Annotated in this window: 12 protein-coding genes and 1 riboswitch; of the genes, 9 read left to right on the top strand and 3 right to left on the bottom strand. The window is 71.4% G+C overall.

Annotated elements, in window-relative coordinates; genetic code table 11:
• Nucleotide 1 precedes the first annotated feature (1 nt).
• Nucleotides 2-1,123, top strand: coding sequence for a winged helix DNA-binding domain-containing protein (locus tag CHC09_RS07910; RefSeq protein ID WP_239138160.1), 1,122 nt, complete (start codon nt 2-4; stop codon nt 1,121-1,123).
• 103 nt (nt 1,124-1,226) lie between these two features.
• Here the strand turns inward: CHC09_RS07910 and CHC09_RS07905 are convergent, their stop codons facing one another.
• From CHC09_RS07905 to CHC09_RS07895, 3 genes are all read right to left on the bottom strand, one after another.
• A complete protein-coding gene (locus tag CHC09_RS07905; protein ID WP_089292304.1) occupies nt 1,227-1,955 on the bottom strand; it encodes a TVP38/TMEM64 family protein in 729 nt (242 codons plus the stop codon).
• Nucleotides 1,956-2,037: 82 nt separating this feature from the next.
• Nucleotides 2,038-2,751 (bottom strand): type 1 glutamine amidotransferase, encoded by a 714-nt coding sequence (locus tag CHC09_RS07900; RefSeq protein WP_089292303.1) that lies wholly within the window; start codon nt 2,749-2,751, stop codon nt 2,038-2,040.
• A gap of 34 nt (nt 2,752-2,785) precedes the next feature.
• Nucleotides 2,786-4,006 carry a Mur ligase family protein gene (locus tag CHC09_RS07895; RefSeq protein WP_089292645.1) on the bottom strand — a complete coding sequence of 407 codons (1,221 nt, stop codon included), beginning with the start codon at nt 4,004-4,006 and terminating at the stop codon, nt 2,786-2,788.
• 464 nt (nt 4,007-4,470) lie between these two features.
• Nucleotides 4,471-4,600: riboswitch (cyclic di-AMP (ydaO/yuaA leader) on the top strand.
• Nucleotides 4,601-4,606: 6 nt separating this feature from the next.
• Here CHC09_RS07895 and CHC09_RS07890 point away from each other — a divergent pair.
• The 8 genes from CHC09_RS07890 to mraY all read left to right on the top strand — a co-directional run bounded on the left by CHC09_RS07890 (nt 4,607) and on the right by mraY (nt 14,971).
• A complete protein-coding gene (locus tag CHC09_RS07890) occupies nt 4,607-5,419 on the top strand; it encodes a C40 family peptidase (protein WP_239138161.1) in 813 nt (270 codons plus the stop codon).
• 495 nt (nt 5,420-5,914) lie between these two features.
• Entirely contained in the window at nt 5,915-6,346 is a 432-nt protein-coding gene (gene mraZ, locus CHC09_RS07885) for a division/cell wall cluster transcriptional repressor MraZ (RefSeq protein WP_089292302.1), read from the top strand.
• A 235-nt stretch (nt 6,347-6,581) separates the two neighbouring features.
• On the top strand, nt 6,582-7,667 hold the full coding sequence (rsmH, locus tag CHC09_RS07880) for a 16S rRNA (cytosine(1402)-N(4))-methyltransferase RsmH (protein WP_089292301.1): 1,086 nt from the start codon (nt 6,582-6,584) through the stop codon (nt 7,665-7,667).
• Nucleotides 7,664-8,404, top strand: coding sequence for a cell division protein FtsL (ftsL, locus tag CHC09_RS07875; protein ID WP_179276977.1), 741 nt, complete (start codon nt 7,664-7,666; stop codon nt 8,402-8,404). Before rsmH ends, ftsL begins: the two co-directional genes overlap by 4 nt.
• A 3-nt stretch (nt 8,405-8,407) precedes the next feature.
• Nucleotides 8,408-10,909 (top strand): penicillin-binding transpeptidase domain-containing protein, encoded by a 2,502-nt coding sequence (locus CHC09_RS07870; protein WP_179276976.1) that lies wholly within the window; start codon nt 8,408-8,410, stop codon nt 10,907-10,909.
• 57 nt (nt 10,910-10,966) lie between these two features.
• Complete coding sequence (locus CHC09_RS07865; RefSeq protein ID WP_089292300.1) at nt 10,967-12,472, top strand: UDP-N-acetylmuramoyl-L-alanyl-D-glutamate--2,6-diaminopimelate ligase; 1,506 nt, start codon at nt 10,967-10,969, stop codon at nt 12,470-12,472.
• Nucleotides 12,469-13,851: a UDP-N-acetylmuramoyl-tripeptide--D-alanyl-D-alanine ligase gene (locus CHC09_RS07860; protein ID WP_089292299.1), complete on the top strand. Its 1,383-nt coding sequence runs from the start codon at nt 12,469-12,471 to the stop codon at nt 13,849-13,851. Before CHC09_RS07865 ends, CHC09_RS07860 begins: the two co-directional genes overlap by 4 nt.
• A gap of 4 nt (nt 13,852-13,855) precedes the next feature.
• Nucleotides 13,856-14,971: a phospho-N-acetylmuramoyl-pentapeptide-transferase gene (mraY, locus tag CHC09_RS07855; protein WP_089292298.1), complete on the top strand. Its 1,116-nt coding sequence runs from the start codon at nt 13,856-13,858 to the stop codon at nt 14,969-14,971.
• Nucleotides 14,972-15,018: the final 47 nt, after the last annotated feature.

The raw sequence follows: 15,018 nt of genomic DNA, 5'->3' as shown, positions 1-15,018 counted from the left end.
CGTGCTGTCCCGCCGGGCGCTCAACCGGGCCACCCTCGCGCGTCAGATGCTCCTGGCGCGCGAGGCGGTCCCGGTGACCGACACCGTCCGGCGGCTGCTGGGTCTGCAGGCACAGACGGCGGCCTCGGCGTACCTCTCGCTCTGGAATCGGGTCTTCGATCCGGCCGGCTTGGATCAGGCTTTCGCGGACCGCACGGTCGTCCGGGCGACCCTGCTCCGGATCACGCTGCACGCGGTGGCCGCGGATGATCACCCGATGCTGCAGAACGCGGTGCTCCGCATCCTGCGCGCCGCCCGGCTCGGCGACCGCCGTTTCACGGTGAGCGGCCTGACCGCGGCCGACGCGGACGAGTTCCTTCCGGTGCTGCTCGCCTTCACCGCGACGTCGCGGAGTGCGGCCGAGATCGACCGGATGATCACGGAGCATTTCGGCGGGGAGCGCAGAGGGCTGTGGTGGGCGCTGCGGACCTGTGCGCCGCTGCTGCGGACACCGACCGGCGGGCCCTGGTCGTTCGGCCGGGAGGACACCTTTCTTACCGCGCCCGAGCTGCTCCCGGTCGAGCGCCGGGACGCGTCGACCCGAGAGCTGGTCCACCGCTATCTGACCGCCTACGGTCCGGCTTCGATCGCCGACATGGGGCAGTTCACGCTGCTGCCGGCGCGGATCCTGCGAGAGGCGGTCCGGTCGCTCGCTGATCAGCTGGTGGAGCTGACCGCGTTCGACGGTACGAGGTTGTACGACGTACTGGATGGCCTGCTGCCGGACGAGGAGACGCCGGCACCGCCCCGGTTACTGGGGATGTGGGACAACGTGCTGCTCGCGCATGCGGATCGGACCCGATTCACGACGGCGGAGCACCGGAAGATGTTCGCCCGGATGAACGGTGACCTCCTGCCGACGGTTCTGGTGGACGGGCGGGTGGCCGGGATCTGGCGGATCGTGCCGTCGGGTGTCGAGGTCTCCGCGTTCCATCCGATCGGTGCGGCCGACTGGTCCGGGCTGGCGGCTGAGGCGGCGGGGCTGGTGGAGTTCCTCGCCGAGCGGGATCCCGCGGTCTACCGGCGTCACGCCCACTGGTGGGACAAGCCGCTCCCGGTCGCGGAGACCCGCATCCTCCCCTGAGCGGCGCCCCGGCACGGGACAGGCCCGCCGACCGGGTCAGGCGAGGGCCGGACGTGGCGGCCGGCTGAGTCAGGCGGGGGCCAGGGCGCGGCGGCCGGCTGGGTCAGGCGGGGGCCAGGACGCGGCGGGAGGTCTGGCGCCAGCGGATGACGATCGCGGTGGAGAGGATGAAGCTGATCACCGCGGGCGCGATCGTGAGCGGCCCCATCCTGCCGGGAGCGGCGACCGCGGCGCCGATCACGGCGTAGGTGACCGTGGACGGGATGGCGGCGATCGTGGTGCCCAGCAGGTAGCGCTTGCGGCAGACGCTGGTGGTGCCGTACGCGTAGCCGACCAGCCCGAACGGGGCGAGCGGCAGGAAGCGGACCAGGAGCACGGCGGCGAGCCCCCGGCGGTTGAGCCAGCCGTCCAGGCGGGCCAGCCGGCCGCCGGTCTTGGCCTGCAGGGCGCCGCGACCGGCCCAGCGGCCCAGGTAGTAGGTGGCGGTGGCGGCGATGATGGCGGCGGCCAGGGCGGCGATCGCGCCCGTCGCCGCGCCGAGCAGGGCACCGCACGCGACGGTGACCGCGGTGCGCGGGACCAGCACCGACAGCAGCAGGCCGCCGAGGACCGCGACGGCCACGGCGGCACCCGGGCCGAGCGCGACGACCGCGTCGCCGATCTCCCGCATGGGCAGCAGGGCGGCGGCCCCGGCGAGGCCGCCGACTCCCAGGATGAGCAGCCCGACCCGGAGGAGGCGGTGCCGGCGGCTCATGGCGGCGGGGTGGCAGATCGGTGCGGCCTGGACGGCCCCGGGGATGGCGCCCGTGGGGCGATCGAGGTTGTCGGTCATGCAGGCCTACCGCCCCAACTGTCGTCGGTTCAGGACAAGGTCGTGCAGGGCTGTTGCGTCGGGGTCGTGGTCGTCGGCGTCCTCAGGCGGGTAGGCCCGCGGCGAGCCGTTCGCCCCGGAGCCGTTCGGCCCAGGCGTCGTCGAGGGGCGCAAGCCTATCCGCACCGGTTGACCAGCGAAGTAGCAAATCGGCTAGATCTGGGTTGCGAGCCAGCGCCGGGCCGTGCGAGTACGTCCCGATGATCTTTCCGTACCAGGCCCCCTCGGTCTGGCCGTCGTTGCCGATGCCACCGGTCACCCGGGCCAGCGGCGCGGCGTGCTGGCCCAGGTGGGTGCGGCCGCCGTGGTTCTCGAAACCGGTCAGCGGGGGCAGGCCGAGCCGCGGGTCGATGTCGCCGCGCAACTCGCCGACCGCCCGGGTCTCGCCCCGGTCGGAGGTGATGTCGAGCAGGCTGAGCCCGGCACACTTGGTCCCCTTGGCGAAGAACGAATGGCCGAACAGTTGGTAACCCGCGCAGATCGCCAGTACCGAGGCGCCCTGGTTGACCGCCCGGTGCAGACCGCCGTCGGCGATCAGCCGCTGGGAGGCGAGCGCCTGTGGACCGTCCTCGCCACCACCGATCAGGTAGATGTCGGCGGTGGTCGGCATCTGCATGTCGGAGCGGACCTCGTAGGTCTCCACCGGGATGCCGCGGGCGGCCGCCCGGTGCGCCAGGATCAGCATGTTGCCCCGGTCGCCATAGGTCGACAACAGATCGGGGTAGATCCAGACGATCCGCAGCGTGCTGTCGTTCATGATCGAGAACTCCGTCTTTCCGTAGCGGACCGGCTCAGTTGACGCGGTCCAGCACCGCTCGGATGTCCTGGAACGCCGTGTAGTTGGCGATCACCTCGAGGCGGCCCGGCGGCACCTGCGCCAGCGCCTCGTTGAAGGTGTGTACGTGCTGGAACGGCACCTGGTTCACCTGCAGGCGCACGGCCAGGTCGAAGGCCCGGTCGCCGGTGATCAGAACCGGGCGGCCGCGCAGCGGGGAGAAGTCGACGTCCCACAGCCAGGAGGTGTCCAGGCCGTCGGGGTCCCGCGCGTTGATGGAGAGCAGGGTCGGCGCCTGGTCGGCCATGTCGAAGGCCTCCAGCCAACTCGCCGGGTTCTTCGCGAGCAGCAGGCGGATGTTCCGCCCGTCCCGGTCGACCTGCGCGTAGCGCCCGGCGATCGAGGTCACCCGGGAGAGCCGGGGGAGCGCCTCGATCGGGCGGACCCCGAACTCGCCGGCGACCGCGAGCGCCGTGGCCGCGTTGCCCAGGTTGACCTTGCCGGGGAGCTGCAGCTTGACCAGGTGCCAGTCGCCGCGCGGGTCGATGACGCCGTCCTCCTCGACCACCCACTGCGGGGTGGGACGGCGCAGCGGGCAGCCGACGCACCACCAGTCACCGTTGGCGCGCTCGATCGGGTGGCCGCTCTCCGGGCAGACGGCGGAGTCGTCCTGCCAGCGCTGGCCGGCGCTGAACCAGGTGGTCTGCGGGCTGGCGCCGGCGGCCCAGACGACCAGCGGGTCGTCGGCGTTGGCGACCACCCGGATGTCGGGGTGGCCGGCCAGCGCGGTCCTCCACAGCTGCGCCATCATCGCCACCTCCTTCGCCCGGTCGAGCTGGTCGCGGGAGAGGTTGAGCAGCGCCACCACCTTGGGGCGGGTGGAGTCGATCACCTGGGCCAGGTAGTGCTCGTCGACCTCCAGCACGGCGAACGGGGTGTGCCCCTCCTTCGCCAGCGCCGAGGTGTGCCCGGTGGGCATGTTCGCGCCGTAGCCGTTGGTGGCGACCCGGCCGAGCACGCCGACCGCGGCCGCGGTGAGCCGGGTGGTGGTGGTCTTGCCGTTGGTGCCGGAGACCAGTGCGACGGCGCGGCCGGACGCGAGGTGAGCCAGGAGGTCCGGGTCGATCTTGAGGCCGATCCAGCCACCGATCACCGAACCGTCGCCGCGTCCCGCGGCCCTGGAGAGCGCGGCCGCAGTCTTCGACGCGGTGGTCGCGACTATGGCCCGCAGAGGCAATTTCCCGTCCGTCACGCCAGCGAGGGTACCGGACCCGGGGGTTACGTCGAGTTGCCGGAAGGCCTGGATCCTCGGACCGGGCCGGATGGGCCGAACGGGTTACCGCGTTTGTGCCGCTGACCGGCGATGCCGTCCCTCGCACGGGCATTCACCAGAGTTTTTATGTGTTCCGGTTCACCCATTCCGATCGACGCAAAGTAATTGCTGAATCACGACGCGTAATGACATTTGTCTTGTGGAGCTAGCAAATTGGACAGCGACCAGTGTGCCAATCACTGTGTGTGATCAATTCACGCCTGACGATCATGGGGAAAGTCAGGTACCAAAGATTTACCGGCGGCAACCGCTCGCCGGTCGCGCCGACCTGGTTCACGCCGAGCCCTGCCCCGGGCCGGTCGACGCGACCACCGAAATTCAGCAAGCTGACAAGGCATCAGGGGGCAGGGACGGGGGACCCATTCTCGGTCCGTACCGCGCCGCGCGAGAACCGGCGGCGCAACCGGTCGGACCTCGGGGTGAAGCCACCACGGTGGCCGGGCAAGCCTTCCCGCCCGAACCCGACAGCTAACCTCGCAGGCGTGCCGGAGGGATCTCTCTACCGTGCACGAACACAGTTCGAGCCGAGGCCGCCGCATTTCCGGCGCCGGAACCGCCGCACTGTCCCTGGGTCTCTGCCTCTGCGCGGGCCAGCTCGTGGCGGCGTCGCCCGCCTCGGCGGCCGCCGCGACCCCGGTCACCGCCGCTACCGCGAAGGCCGCGACCGCGGCGGTGAAGCCCAAGCTGACCAGCAAGGTCAGCAGCCACAGCCTCGCCTGGGGCAACAGCATCAAGGTCACCAGCAAGGTTCTCGATCCGCGTACCGGTAAGGCTGCCAAGGGCACCGTCCGGTTGCAGATCTACAAGAACGGCAAGTGGGTGCTCTGGGCCAAGAAGGCCGTTCCCAGCAGCGGGACGGTGACCTTCACGGCCGCGCCGAAGGCCACCGTGTGGCTCCGGACGCTCTTCACCGGCCCCGGTTACGTCCAGGCGTCCAGCAGCATGAAGATCACCGTGCGGGTCAACGGTGCCAAGATCCTGGCCGAGGCCAGGAGTCACACCGGCGCGCTGTACAAGTTCGCCGCCGCCGGGCCGAAGCGGTTCGACTGCTCCGGCTTCACGCAGTACGTCTACAAGGCGGCGGCCGGCAAGAAGCTGCCGCACAAGGCGGACGGGCAGCAGCATTACGGCAAGGCGGTCAGCAAGTCCGGCAAGCGGGTCGGCGACCTGATCATCTTCCGGTCGGGGTCGTACGGCTACCACGCGGGCATCTACGCGGGCGGCGGCTACATGTACGACTCGCCGCACACCGGCGCCCGGGTCGGCAAGCACAAGATGTACGGCAGCAACTACGTCGTACGGCGCCTGGTCGCCTGATCCGGTGAACGGCGCCCGGTGAGTACCGCGCCGGTGCCGAGTACGTGAGTAGGTAAGTAAGGAAGCATCGCCAGTGGGGCGCGACCCGGATCCCGGGTCGCGCCCCACTAACGTCTCCGGCTTCCGGAGGGTGCGAGGGGGTCCCCCACTTTCCTCCCCAGGGGGCCCCACATTCCTCCATCGAGCGTCCGGAAGAGGCTTTCGCCGGGACTTATCGACCCTCCTGTGCCCGATGTCGGAAACCGGACCTGGTGGATCATGCCTTCGCCCTCCACTTCGAGCCACCCCCTTTGAACAGGGATTACGTCCGCGAAAACTGCTCGGGACCGGTCGCTTTCGGGTTGCAGGTGGAGGGAAGTGGAGTAGAGTGGGGCCCAGTGGCAGGACCGAGGAATCGAACCACGGGACCCAAACCGCGGAGCCTGCCGGCCCGAGTTGACAGACGGACCACCTCCTCCGCGAAGGGGCGGCCGTCCCGGCAAAGGGGTGGGGCCGATGTTCCTCGGCACGCACACTCCGCGCCTCGACGAGAAGGGCCGGCTGATCCTCCCGGCGAAGTTCCGCGACGAGCTGGCGGGAGGTGTCGTGATCACGAAAGGGCAGGAGCGCTGTCTTTACGTGTTCCCGATGCCGGAGTTCCAGCGCATCGCGGGCCAGCTGCGCGAGGCGCCGGTGACGAACAAGTCCGCCCGGGCTTACAGCCGGGTGTTCTTCGCCAGCGCACACGACGAGGTCCCCGACAAGCAGGGCCGGGTCACCATCCCCGCACATCTGCGGGAGTACGCGAGTCTCGGCCGGGATCTCGTGGTGATCGGGGCCAGCACCCGGGTCGAGATCTGGGACAAGCAGTCCTGGGACGACTACCTCTCGGCGAGCGAGGAAGACTTCGCGGACATCGAGGAGGGGGTGCTGCCCGGCGGACTGTAGGGCGTGGCACTCGGTGGATCGCTGGGAGTGCGGTCCGGACGCCACTGCTGCCGTACTGCGAGATCTCCAGCCGCTCCCGCTCCTGGCGCCTCTTCCCCGGCGCCAGGCGCGTGTCCGGGGCCGGGCCCACCGGCACGGGACAGAGCGGATGGGGATCTGGCGGTATGGATGGGCGTTCCGGGCCGGAACGGGCAGTTTCAGGTAAGAACCGAGTGATACGCGAACGGGTGGGTCAATGGGGGTCGACATGGGGGAGCCGCGTGGCACGCACGTTCCGGTGCTGCTGGAACGCTGCCTCGAGCTGCTCGGCCCGGCTCTGGCCCGGCCCGGCGCGGTGCACGTCGACTTCACGCTGGGTCTCGGCGGTCACGCCGAGGCGGTGCTGGAGCGGTTTCCCGACGTCGTCCTGATCGGACTGGACCGGGACACCGAGGCGCTCGCCCACTCGCGGCATCGGCTGGCCCGGTTCGCCGAGCGGATCCACCTGATGCACGCGGTCTACCACGAGCTGCCCCGGGTCCTCGCCGAGCTGGACGTGCCGGCGATCGACAGTGGACTCTTCGACCTCGGGGTCTCCTCGTTGCAGCTGGACGAGGCGGACCGCGGCTTCGCGTACGCCCAGGACGCGCCGCTGGACATGCGGATGGACCAGTCCCGCGGGATCACCGCGGAGGAGGTCGTCAACTCGTACGAGCCCGGTGCGCTGGTCCGCATCCTCCGGCAGTACGGCGAGGAGAAGTTCGCGCAGCGGATCGTCTCGTCGATCGTGCGGGAGCGGGCGAAGTCCCGGATCGTCTCCACCGCCCGGCTGGCCGAGCTGGTCAAGGACGCGATTCCGGCCGCCGCGCGGCGAACGGGTGGAAATCCCGCGAAAAGGTCGTTCCAGGCACTACGCATTGAGGTCAACGCCGAGTTGGACGTGTTGGAGTCCGCGATTCCGGCGGCTTTGGATGTGTTGTCGCCCGGCGGGCGACTTGTAGTGATGAGTTATCAATCTCTGGAGGACAGGATCGTCAAGCGCGCGCTCACCGCGAGGGCGCGTAGCACCGGGCCGATCGACCTTCCGGTCGAGCTGCCCGGGACCGGTCCGACGCTGCGGCTGCTGACCCGGGGGTCGGAACCGCCCAGCGAGGCGGAGGTGGCGGAGAACCCGCGGGCGGCTTCGGTGAAGCTGCGCGCGGTGGAACGGATCGACGAGCAGGGGAGCAGGGCGAACCAGCCGGGACGGGGCGGCCGCGAACGGCCCCGGATGGCTGCGAACGGCGGGGGACGAGGGCGCGAGCGCCCGGGGCTGAACCAGGAGGGGGAGGGGGAAGCATGAGCGAGCGAGCCGACGCGCCGCGGTCGGGGGGCCGTGCGGGGCAACCGCGCGCCGCCGACACGCCGCGGTCCGGGGGCCGTGCGTCGCAACCGCGAGCCGGCGCCGGCGAGCGTGGGCGCGGGGCGGGCCGTGGCACCGGGACCGGGGGGACCGGCGCGCGGGGGGCGCGCCAGTTCGCCGAGCGGTCCGACACGCGCCGGTCCGGGATCGGGCGCGACGAGCGCCGCGAGCCGGCCGAGCCGGTCATCGAGATCGAGATCGAGGGCACCGCGGCGAAGCGGCTGGCCGACGGCGCACCGGCCGCTCCGGCCCTGCCCCGCCTGCGGGTCGCGCCGCCGCTGCCGATCCGGGCGCCGCGGCCGACGTTCGCGGCCGGGGTGATCCTGCTGGTGCTGGTCGGGGTGGTGGGCATCCTGCTGATCAACACCAAGACCATGGAGCAGTCGTTCCGGGTCGACGCGCTGCGCAAGAACCAGGCCAGCCTGGACGAGCAGCAGCAGGAGCTGGAGCAGCAGCTGATCCAGGTCTCCAGCCCGGGCAGCCTGGCCGCCGCCGCGCGCCGGCTGGGCCTGGTGCCGGCCGAGAACCCGGCGATGATCCGGCTGCCGGACGGCAAGATCATCCGCACGCCGACGCCGGGCAAGGGCCAGACCTCGGTGACCGCCCAGGAGCCGCTCGTCACCGACGGCGCCGACCAGCACACCACCGGCCAGAACGCTGTGGGAACGGGGAAGTAAGCCGTGTCGCCGCGAGCCGACGACGAGACACCGCGCCGGGGCACTACGCCCCGGCGCGGCGCGTCTCGTGCCGTCCCCACCGAGGGACAGGACGAGCCCGAGCGCCCCGAGCGGCGTGGTTTCTCCGGCATCGGGGAGGCGCGGGCGTACACGCCTCGCGGCCGCACCGTGGCCGAGCGGGGACGCAACCCGCGGACCGCGCGGACCGCGGACCCGTTCAGGCCGGCGCTGCAGGTGGTCGAGGGCGGCGAGGGCGGGCCGCGGGCGCGACAGCGGGGCGCCCGCCCGGCGGAGCCCCGCGAGACCGCGCAGAGCCGTGAGACCGGCCAGAAGCGCAACCCGCGCGAGACCGCGCAGAGCCCTGAGACCGGCCAGAAGCGGAGCCCGCGCGAGACCGCGCAGAGCCGTGAGACCGGCCAGAAGCGGAGCCCGCGCGAGACCGCGCAGAGTCGTGAGACCGCCCAGAAGCGGAACCCGCGCGAGGCGCGGGAGAAGAAGGATCCGCGCGAGGCGCGCGAGCGGCAGAGCCCCCGCGAGCCACGGGAGAAGCGGCCGGCCCCGGAGGCGCGCGAGCGGCGTGCCCCGGACAAGGACGATTCCCGGGTACGCCGTAACCCCGAACCCGCCCGGGACGCGAGCTCACGCCGTACCGGAAAACCGGAATCCGGACCACGGCGGACCGTGACCGAGCGAACCCGCCCTGGGCCTGCCCGGGAGCCGGCTCGCCGGCCGCGGCCGGTGCCCGCCGAGCCGCCCAAGCTCGCCAACAGCACCCGCCGCCTGCGGCTCGGCACCGTGCTGGCGCTCTCGCTGTTCGTCATGATCGGGATCCGGCTGGTGGTGCTGCAGGTCGGCACCTCGGCCGCCGAGGTGGACAGTCTGGTCAAGCTGCGCGAGAAGCGGCTCAGCACGGTCGAGCTGCCCGCGGCGCGGGGCAGCATCCTGGACCGGGACGGCTGGGTCCTGGCGAACAGCGTCGAGGCGCGCTACATCTACGCCGACCCGGAGAACCCGAGGCTGCAGAACGACATCCCCGCGACGGCCGCGAAGCTGTCCCCGCTGCTCGGCGTCGCCGCCTCCGCGCTCGCCGCGAACATGCAGCGCAAACAGGTGATGGGAACCTGGCTGAGGTTCCGCTACCTGGCCCGCGGCGTCGACATCTCGGTCGCCGACAAGATCGAGGATCTGGATCTCGCCGGCATCTACACACACATCGACGAGCGGCGGGACGTGCCCGCGGGGGATCTGGCGGCGAACCTGATCGGCTTCACCGGCGAGGACCAGCACGGCCTGGTGGGCCTGGAGGCGCGCTACGACGACCTGCTGCACGGCACCGACGGCAAGCGGGTCTTCGAGACCGGCAAGGGCGATCTGAACCTGCCCATCCCGGGCGGTTACGAGCAGTACACCCCGGCCAAGCCGGGCAGCTCGCTGACGCTCACCATCGACCGGTACGTGCAGTGGCAGGCGCAGAAGCTGCTGAGCGCCGAGGCGAAGAAGTGGGACGCCACGGTGGCCGGCGCGGTGATCCTGGACGCGCGGACCGGCGAGGTGGTGGCCCAGGCCAGCTACCCGACCTACAACGCGGCCAAGCCGGGGGACTCCGAGCCCGCCCAGCGGATCGATGTGCCGACCGCGGTGGTCACCGACCCGGGCTCCAGCCACAAGGCGCTGGTCTTCGGCGCCGCGCTGCAGGAGGGCCTGATCACGCCGGAGTCGACGCAGGTCGTCGCGCCGGCGATCGAGCGGGGCGACGAGCCGTTCCGGGACAGCCACCCGCAGCCGAAGGGCACCAAGCTGACGATGGCCGGGATCCTGGCCTACTCGTCGAACGTGGGGACGATCCTGATCGGCGAGAAGCTGGGCAAGCAGAAGCTCTACGAGTACCAGCAGAAGTTCGGGCTGGGCAGGGCGACCGGCGAGGGCATGCCCGGCGAGGCACCCGGCCTGCTGCTGGCGCCGGACGACTGGAGCGGCTCGGCGTACGGGTCGGTGCCGATCGGGCACAGTGTCTCGGTCACGCTGGTGCAGATGGCGGCGGCGTACGGGGTGATCGCCAACGACGGCGTCTACATCCAGCCGCACCTGATCCGGTCGACCGTCTCCGGGGACGGCAAGGTGACCCCGGCGGCCGCCCCGGCGACGCACCGCGTGCTGGACGCCAAGATCGCCGCCCAGCTGCGCACGATGATGGAGGCGGTGGTCGAGGACAACGAGGGCACCGGTACCAAGGCGCAGGTCCCGGGTTATCGGGTGGCCGGCAAGACCGGTACTGGCAAGATGGTCGTCGACGGCGAGTACACCAGCCACAACGCCAGCTCCTTCGTGGGGATGGCGCCGGCCGAGAACCCGCGGTACGTCATCGCGGTCGCGATGGATGTCGCCAAGGGGACCGGCGGTGAGGTGGCCGCCCCGGCCTTCGCGCAGATGATGTCCTACACGCTGTCTCACTACGCTGTGCCACCGTCGACCACGAAACCACCGACCTTCAAGATCCATGGATGAATTCAGGGTGCATGGCGTTGACGGGAACGCGTGGCATACCAGGTAGGGTCTGACGCCGTGTCAGGCATTCCCCGACCCGGTACCGTCGCGCCGTTCCGGCTGACGCGGCTCGCTGAGCTGCTCCCAGCCACGCTGCACGGTGGTGACATCGATGTCACCGGGGTCACTCACAGTAGTGGCGCGGTGCGCCCAGGAGATCTTTACGCGGCGCTGCCCGGCGCGAACCGGCACGGCGCCGAGTTCGTCGCCGACGCGGCCCGCTCCGGCGCGGTGGCGGTGCTGACCGACCCGGCCGGGCGCGAGGCCGCGCTGGCCGCCGGGTTGCCGGTGCTGGTCGCCGACGAACCGAGAGCGGTGCTCGGCGCGGCCGCGGCGGCGATCTACGGCGAGCCGTCGCGGCGGCTCACCATGATCGGCATAACCGGGACGGCCGGGAAGACCTCGACGTCGTACCTGGTCGAGGCCGGTCTGCGGGCGGCCGGCCAGGTCACCGGGCTGGTCGGCACGGTGGAGACCCGGCTCGGCGACTTCGTGGTGAAGAGCGTCCGGACCACGCCCGAGGCCACCGACCTGCAGGCGATCCTGGCCGCCGGCGTGGAGCGCGGGGTGACCGCGGTGGTCATGGAGGTCTCCAGCCACGCCCTGGTCATGGGACGTGCCGACGGGATCCGGTTCGCCGCGTCCGGCTACACCAACTTCGGCCAGGACCACCTGGACTTCCACCCCACCTCGGCGGATTACTTCGAGGCGAAGGCGCGACTGTTCGACGGGCGCAGCGCCGTCGGGGTGCTCAACCACGACGACCCCGCCGTCATGGCGCTCGTCTCCCCGGAGACGATCACCTATTCGGCGTCCGGGAATCCCGCCGCGACCTGGTGGGCCTCCGACGTGCGGCCGTCCGAATACGGTCAGCTCTTCACCGCGCACGGCCCGGACGGCCGGACCGTCGAGACCGGCGTCGCGCTGCCCGGGCTGCACAACGTGTCCAACGCGTTGCTCGCGCTCGCCCTGCTGGTCGCGGTCGGGATCGACCCGGCGGTCGCCGGCCGGGGGATCCTGGAGTGCCGCGGGGTGCCCGGCCGGCTGGAGCAGGTGCCGGCCGCGAGCGAGATCCTCGGCGTGGTCGACTACGCGCACAAGCCGAACGCGATCGTGGCCGCCCTGGCCGCGCTGCGCGAGCTGGCCATCGGGCGGGGCGGGCGGCTGATCTGCGTGATCGGCGCCGGCGGAGACCGGGACAAGGGCAAGCGACCGCTGATGGGCGAGGCCGCGGCGCACGGCGCCGACCTGGTCATCGTCACCGACGACAACCCCAGGACCGAGGACCCCGCTTCCGTACGGGAGGCGGTGCGCCGTGGCGCCGAGGAGGCGCACACCGCCGCCAAGGTCGTCGAGGTGGCCGGCCGCCGCGCGGCGATCGACGAGGCGGTCCGCCTGGCCGGTGCCGGCGACGTGATCGCCGTCCTCGGCAAGGGCAACGAGCAGGGGCAGGAGGTGAACGGCGAGGTGCTGCCGTTCGACGACCGGATCGAGCTGGCCGAGGCGCTGGAGGGCCGCTCATGATCGCCCTGACGCTCGGCGAGATCGCCGCGGTCACCGGGGGCCGCCTGGTCAACAGCGACGGCTCGGAGACGGTCACCGGGGGCGTCGAGTACGACTCCCGCAAGGTCGGGCCGGGCGGGCTGTTCGTGGCGTTCGCCGGCGAGAAGGCGGACGGGCACGACTTCGCCCCGGCGGTGGTCGCCGGCGGTGCGACCGGGGTGCTCGGGACGCGGGACGCCGGTGTGCCGGGGGTCGTGGTCACCGACCAGTTGAACGCGCTGGCGAAACTGGCGCGCGAGGTCGTGGGCCGGCTGCCGGAGCTGACCGTGGTCGGGCTGACCGGGTCGTCGGGGAAGACCACGACCAAGGACTATCTCGGGCAGCTGCTGTCCCGGCTCGGGCCGACCGTGGCGCCGGCCGGGTCGCTCAACAACGAGCTGGGTTTTCCGTACACGGTGCTGCAGGCCGACGAGAAGACCCGGTTCCTGGTGCTGGAGATGGGCGCCCGCGGTGTCGGGCACATCCGGTACCTGACCGATATCGCCCAGCCGTCGATCGGGGTCGTGCTGAACGTCGGCGCGGCGCACCTCGGCGAGTTCGGGTCGGTGGAGGGAACCGCCCTGGCCAAGGGGGAACTGGTCGAGGCGTTGCCGCCGTCCGGCGTCGCGGTGCTGAACGCGGACGACGCGCTGGTGTCGGGGATGGCCGCGCGGACCGGCGCCCGGGTGCTCCAGGTGGGCGAGGCGGAGACGGCCGACCTGCGGGCGACCGACGTGGTCGTCGACTCGTCGGGCCGGGCGTCGTACGTACTGAAATTTGGGGTTGAACGGAAGAACGTCCGGCTGGGGGTGGCCGGACGGCATCAGGTGGCGAACTCGCTCGCCGCCGCGGCGGTCGCGCTGACCGCCGGGATGGCCCTCGACGATCTGGTCACCGCGCTCGGCGAGGTGGGCATCGTCTCGGGCCGGCGGATGGACGTGTTCGAGCGGCCGGACGGCGTGACCGTCATCGACGACTCGTACAACGCCAACCCGTCGTCGACCGCCGCGGCGCTGCACGCGCTGGCCGCGATGGGCGCCGGCAGGCGCACCACCGCCGTGCTCGGCTACATGGCCGAGCTGGGCGAGCACGAGGTGTCGGGGCACGCCGAGGTGGGCCGCCTGGCCGCCGAGCTCGGTGTGGACCGGCTGATCGCGGTGGCGGAGAACGCCCGCCCGATCCTGGACGGTGCGGCGGAGGTGGGCGCGTGGCGGGGCACCGCCCGATTCGCCGCCGACCAGGCTGCCGCGATCGAGATTCTGCAGACCGACCTGCACGCCGACGAAGTCGTGCTGGTCAAGGGTTCCCGCTACCGCACATGGGACGTCGCCGACTGGCTGCGGCGTTCCGAGGAGGTTTAGCCCTGTGAGGGCAGTCATCGTCGCGGCCGCGGTCGCCTTCCTCATCTCGCTCTTCGGCACCCCGATCGCCATCAGGGTCTTCTCGGCGCTGAAGGCCGGACAGCCGATCCGGACCATCGGCCCGCAGTCCCACCTGGGCAAGCGAGGCACCCCGACCATGGGTGGCGTGGCGTTCATCCTGGCCACGGTCTTCGCGTACGTCGCCGGGCACGTCGCTCTCACCACGTTGCCGGAGCGGCAGATCGCCCAGGAGCGGCCCACGATGACCGCGCTGGTGCTGCTCGGCCTGCTCGTGTTCTGTGGCGCGGTCGGCTTCCTGGACGACCTCCTGAAGGTCCGCAAGCGCAACTCGGACGGCCTCAGCGCCAAGGGCAAGCTGCTCGGCCAGCTGCTGGCCGGCGTCGGCTTCGGCATCGCCGCGCTCTACTTCCCGAGCACCAACGGGGAGACCGTGGCCAGCGAGAAGATCTCGTTCATCCGGGATGTCAGCTGGCTGGACGTCGGCAAGGTCGGCGCGGTCATGGTCTTCGTCTTCGTGATCATGGCGATGTCCAACGGCGTGAACCTGACCGACGGCCTGGACGGCCTGGCCACCGGCGCGTCGATCCTGGTCCTCGGGGCGTACTCGCTGATCGGCTTCTGGCAGTACCGGCACTGGTGCGGTGACGACGACTACCGGCTGACCAGCGAGCTCACCAAGGCGCACTGCTATCAGGTTCGCGACCCGTTGGAGATCGCGATGATCGCGGCGGCCGCGGCGGCCGCCCTGGTCGGCTTCCTGTGGTGGAACACCAGCCCGGCCCGGATCTTCATGGGCGACGCCGGCGCGCTCGGCCTGGGCGGCCTGATCGGCGGTCTGGCGGTGGCCACCCGGACCACGCTGCTCTCGGTGATCATCGGCGGCCTGTTCGTGATCATCACGATGTCCCTGGTGATCCAGGTCATCTCGTTCAAGACCACCGGCAAGCGGGTCTTCCGGATGTCGCCGCTGCACCACCACTTCGAGCTGGCCGGCTGGAGTGAGGTCAACATCGTGGTGCGGTTCTGGATCATCGCCGGCATCTGCGCCGCCATCGGGCTGGGTCTCTTCTACTCCGACCATCTGGCGGTCATGGGCTAACTCTCGGGCGACACGCCATCGGCCTAGGCGTCGATGGCGTGTCACCC

This window comes from Actinoplanes regularis (assembly GCF_900188005.1).
GTDB lineage: Bacteria > Actinomycetota > Actinomycetes > Mycobacteriales > Micromonosporaceae > Actinoplanes > Actinoplanes regularis.
Note: the sequence above shows the minus strand (reverse complement) of the source record. Positions and strands in the feature narration are given on the sequence as shown.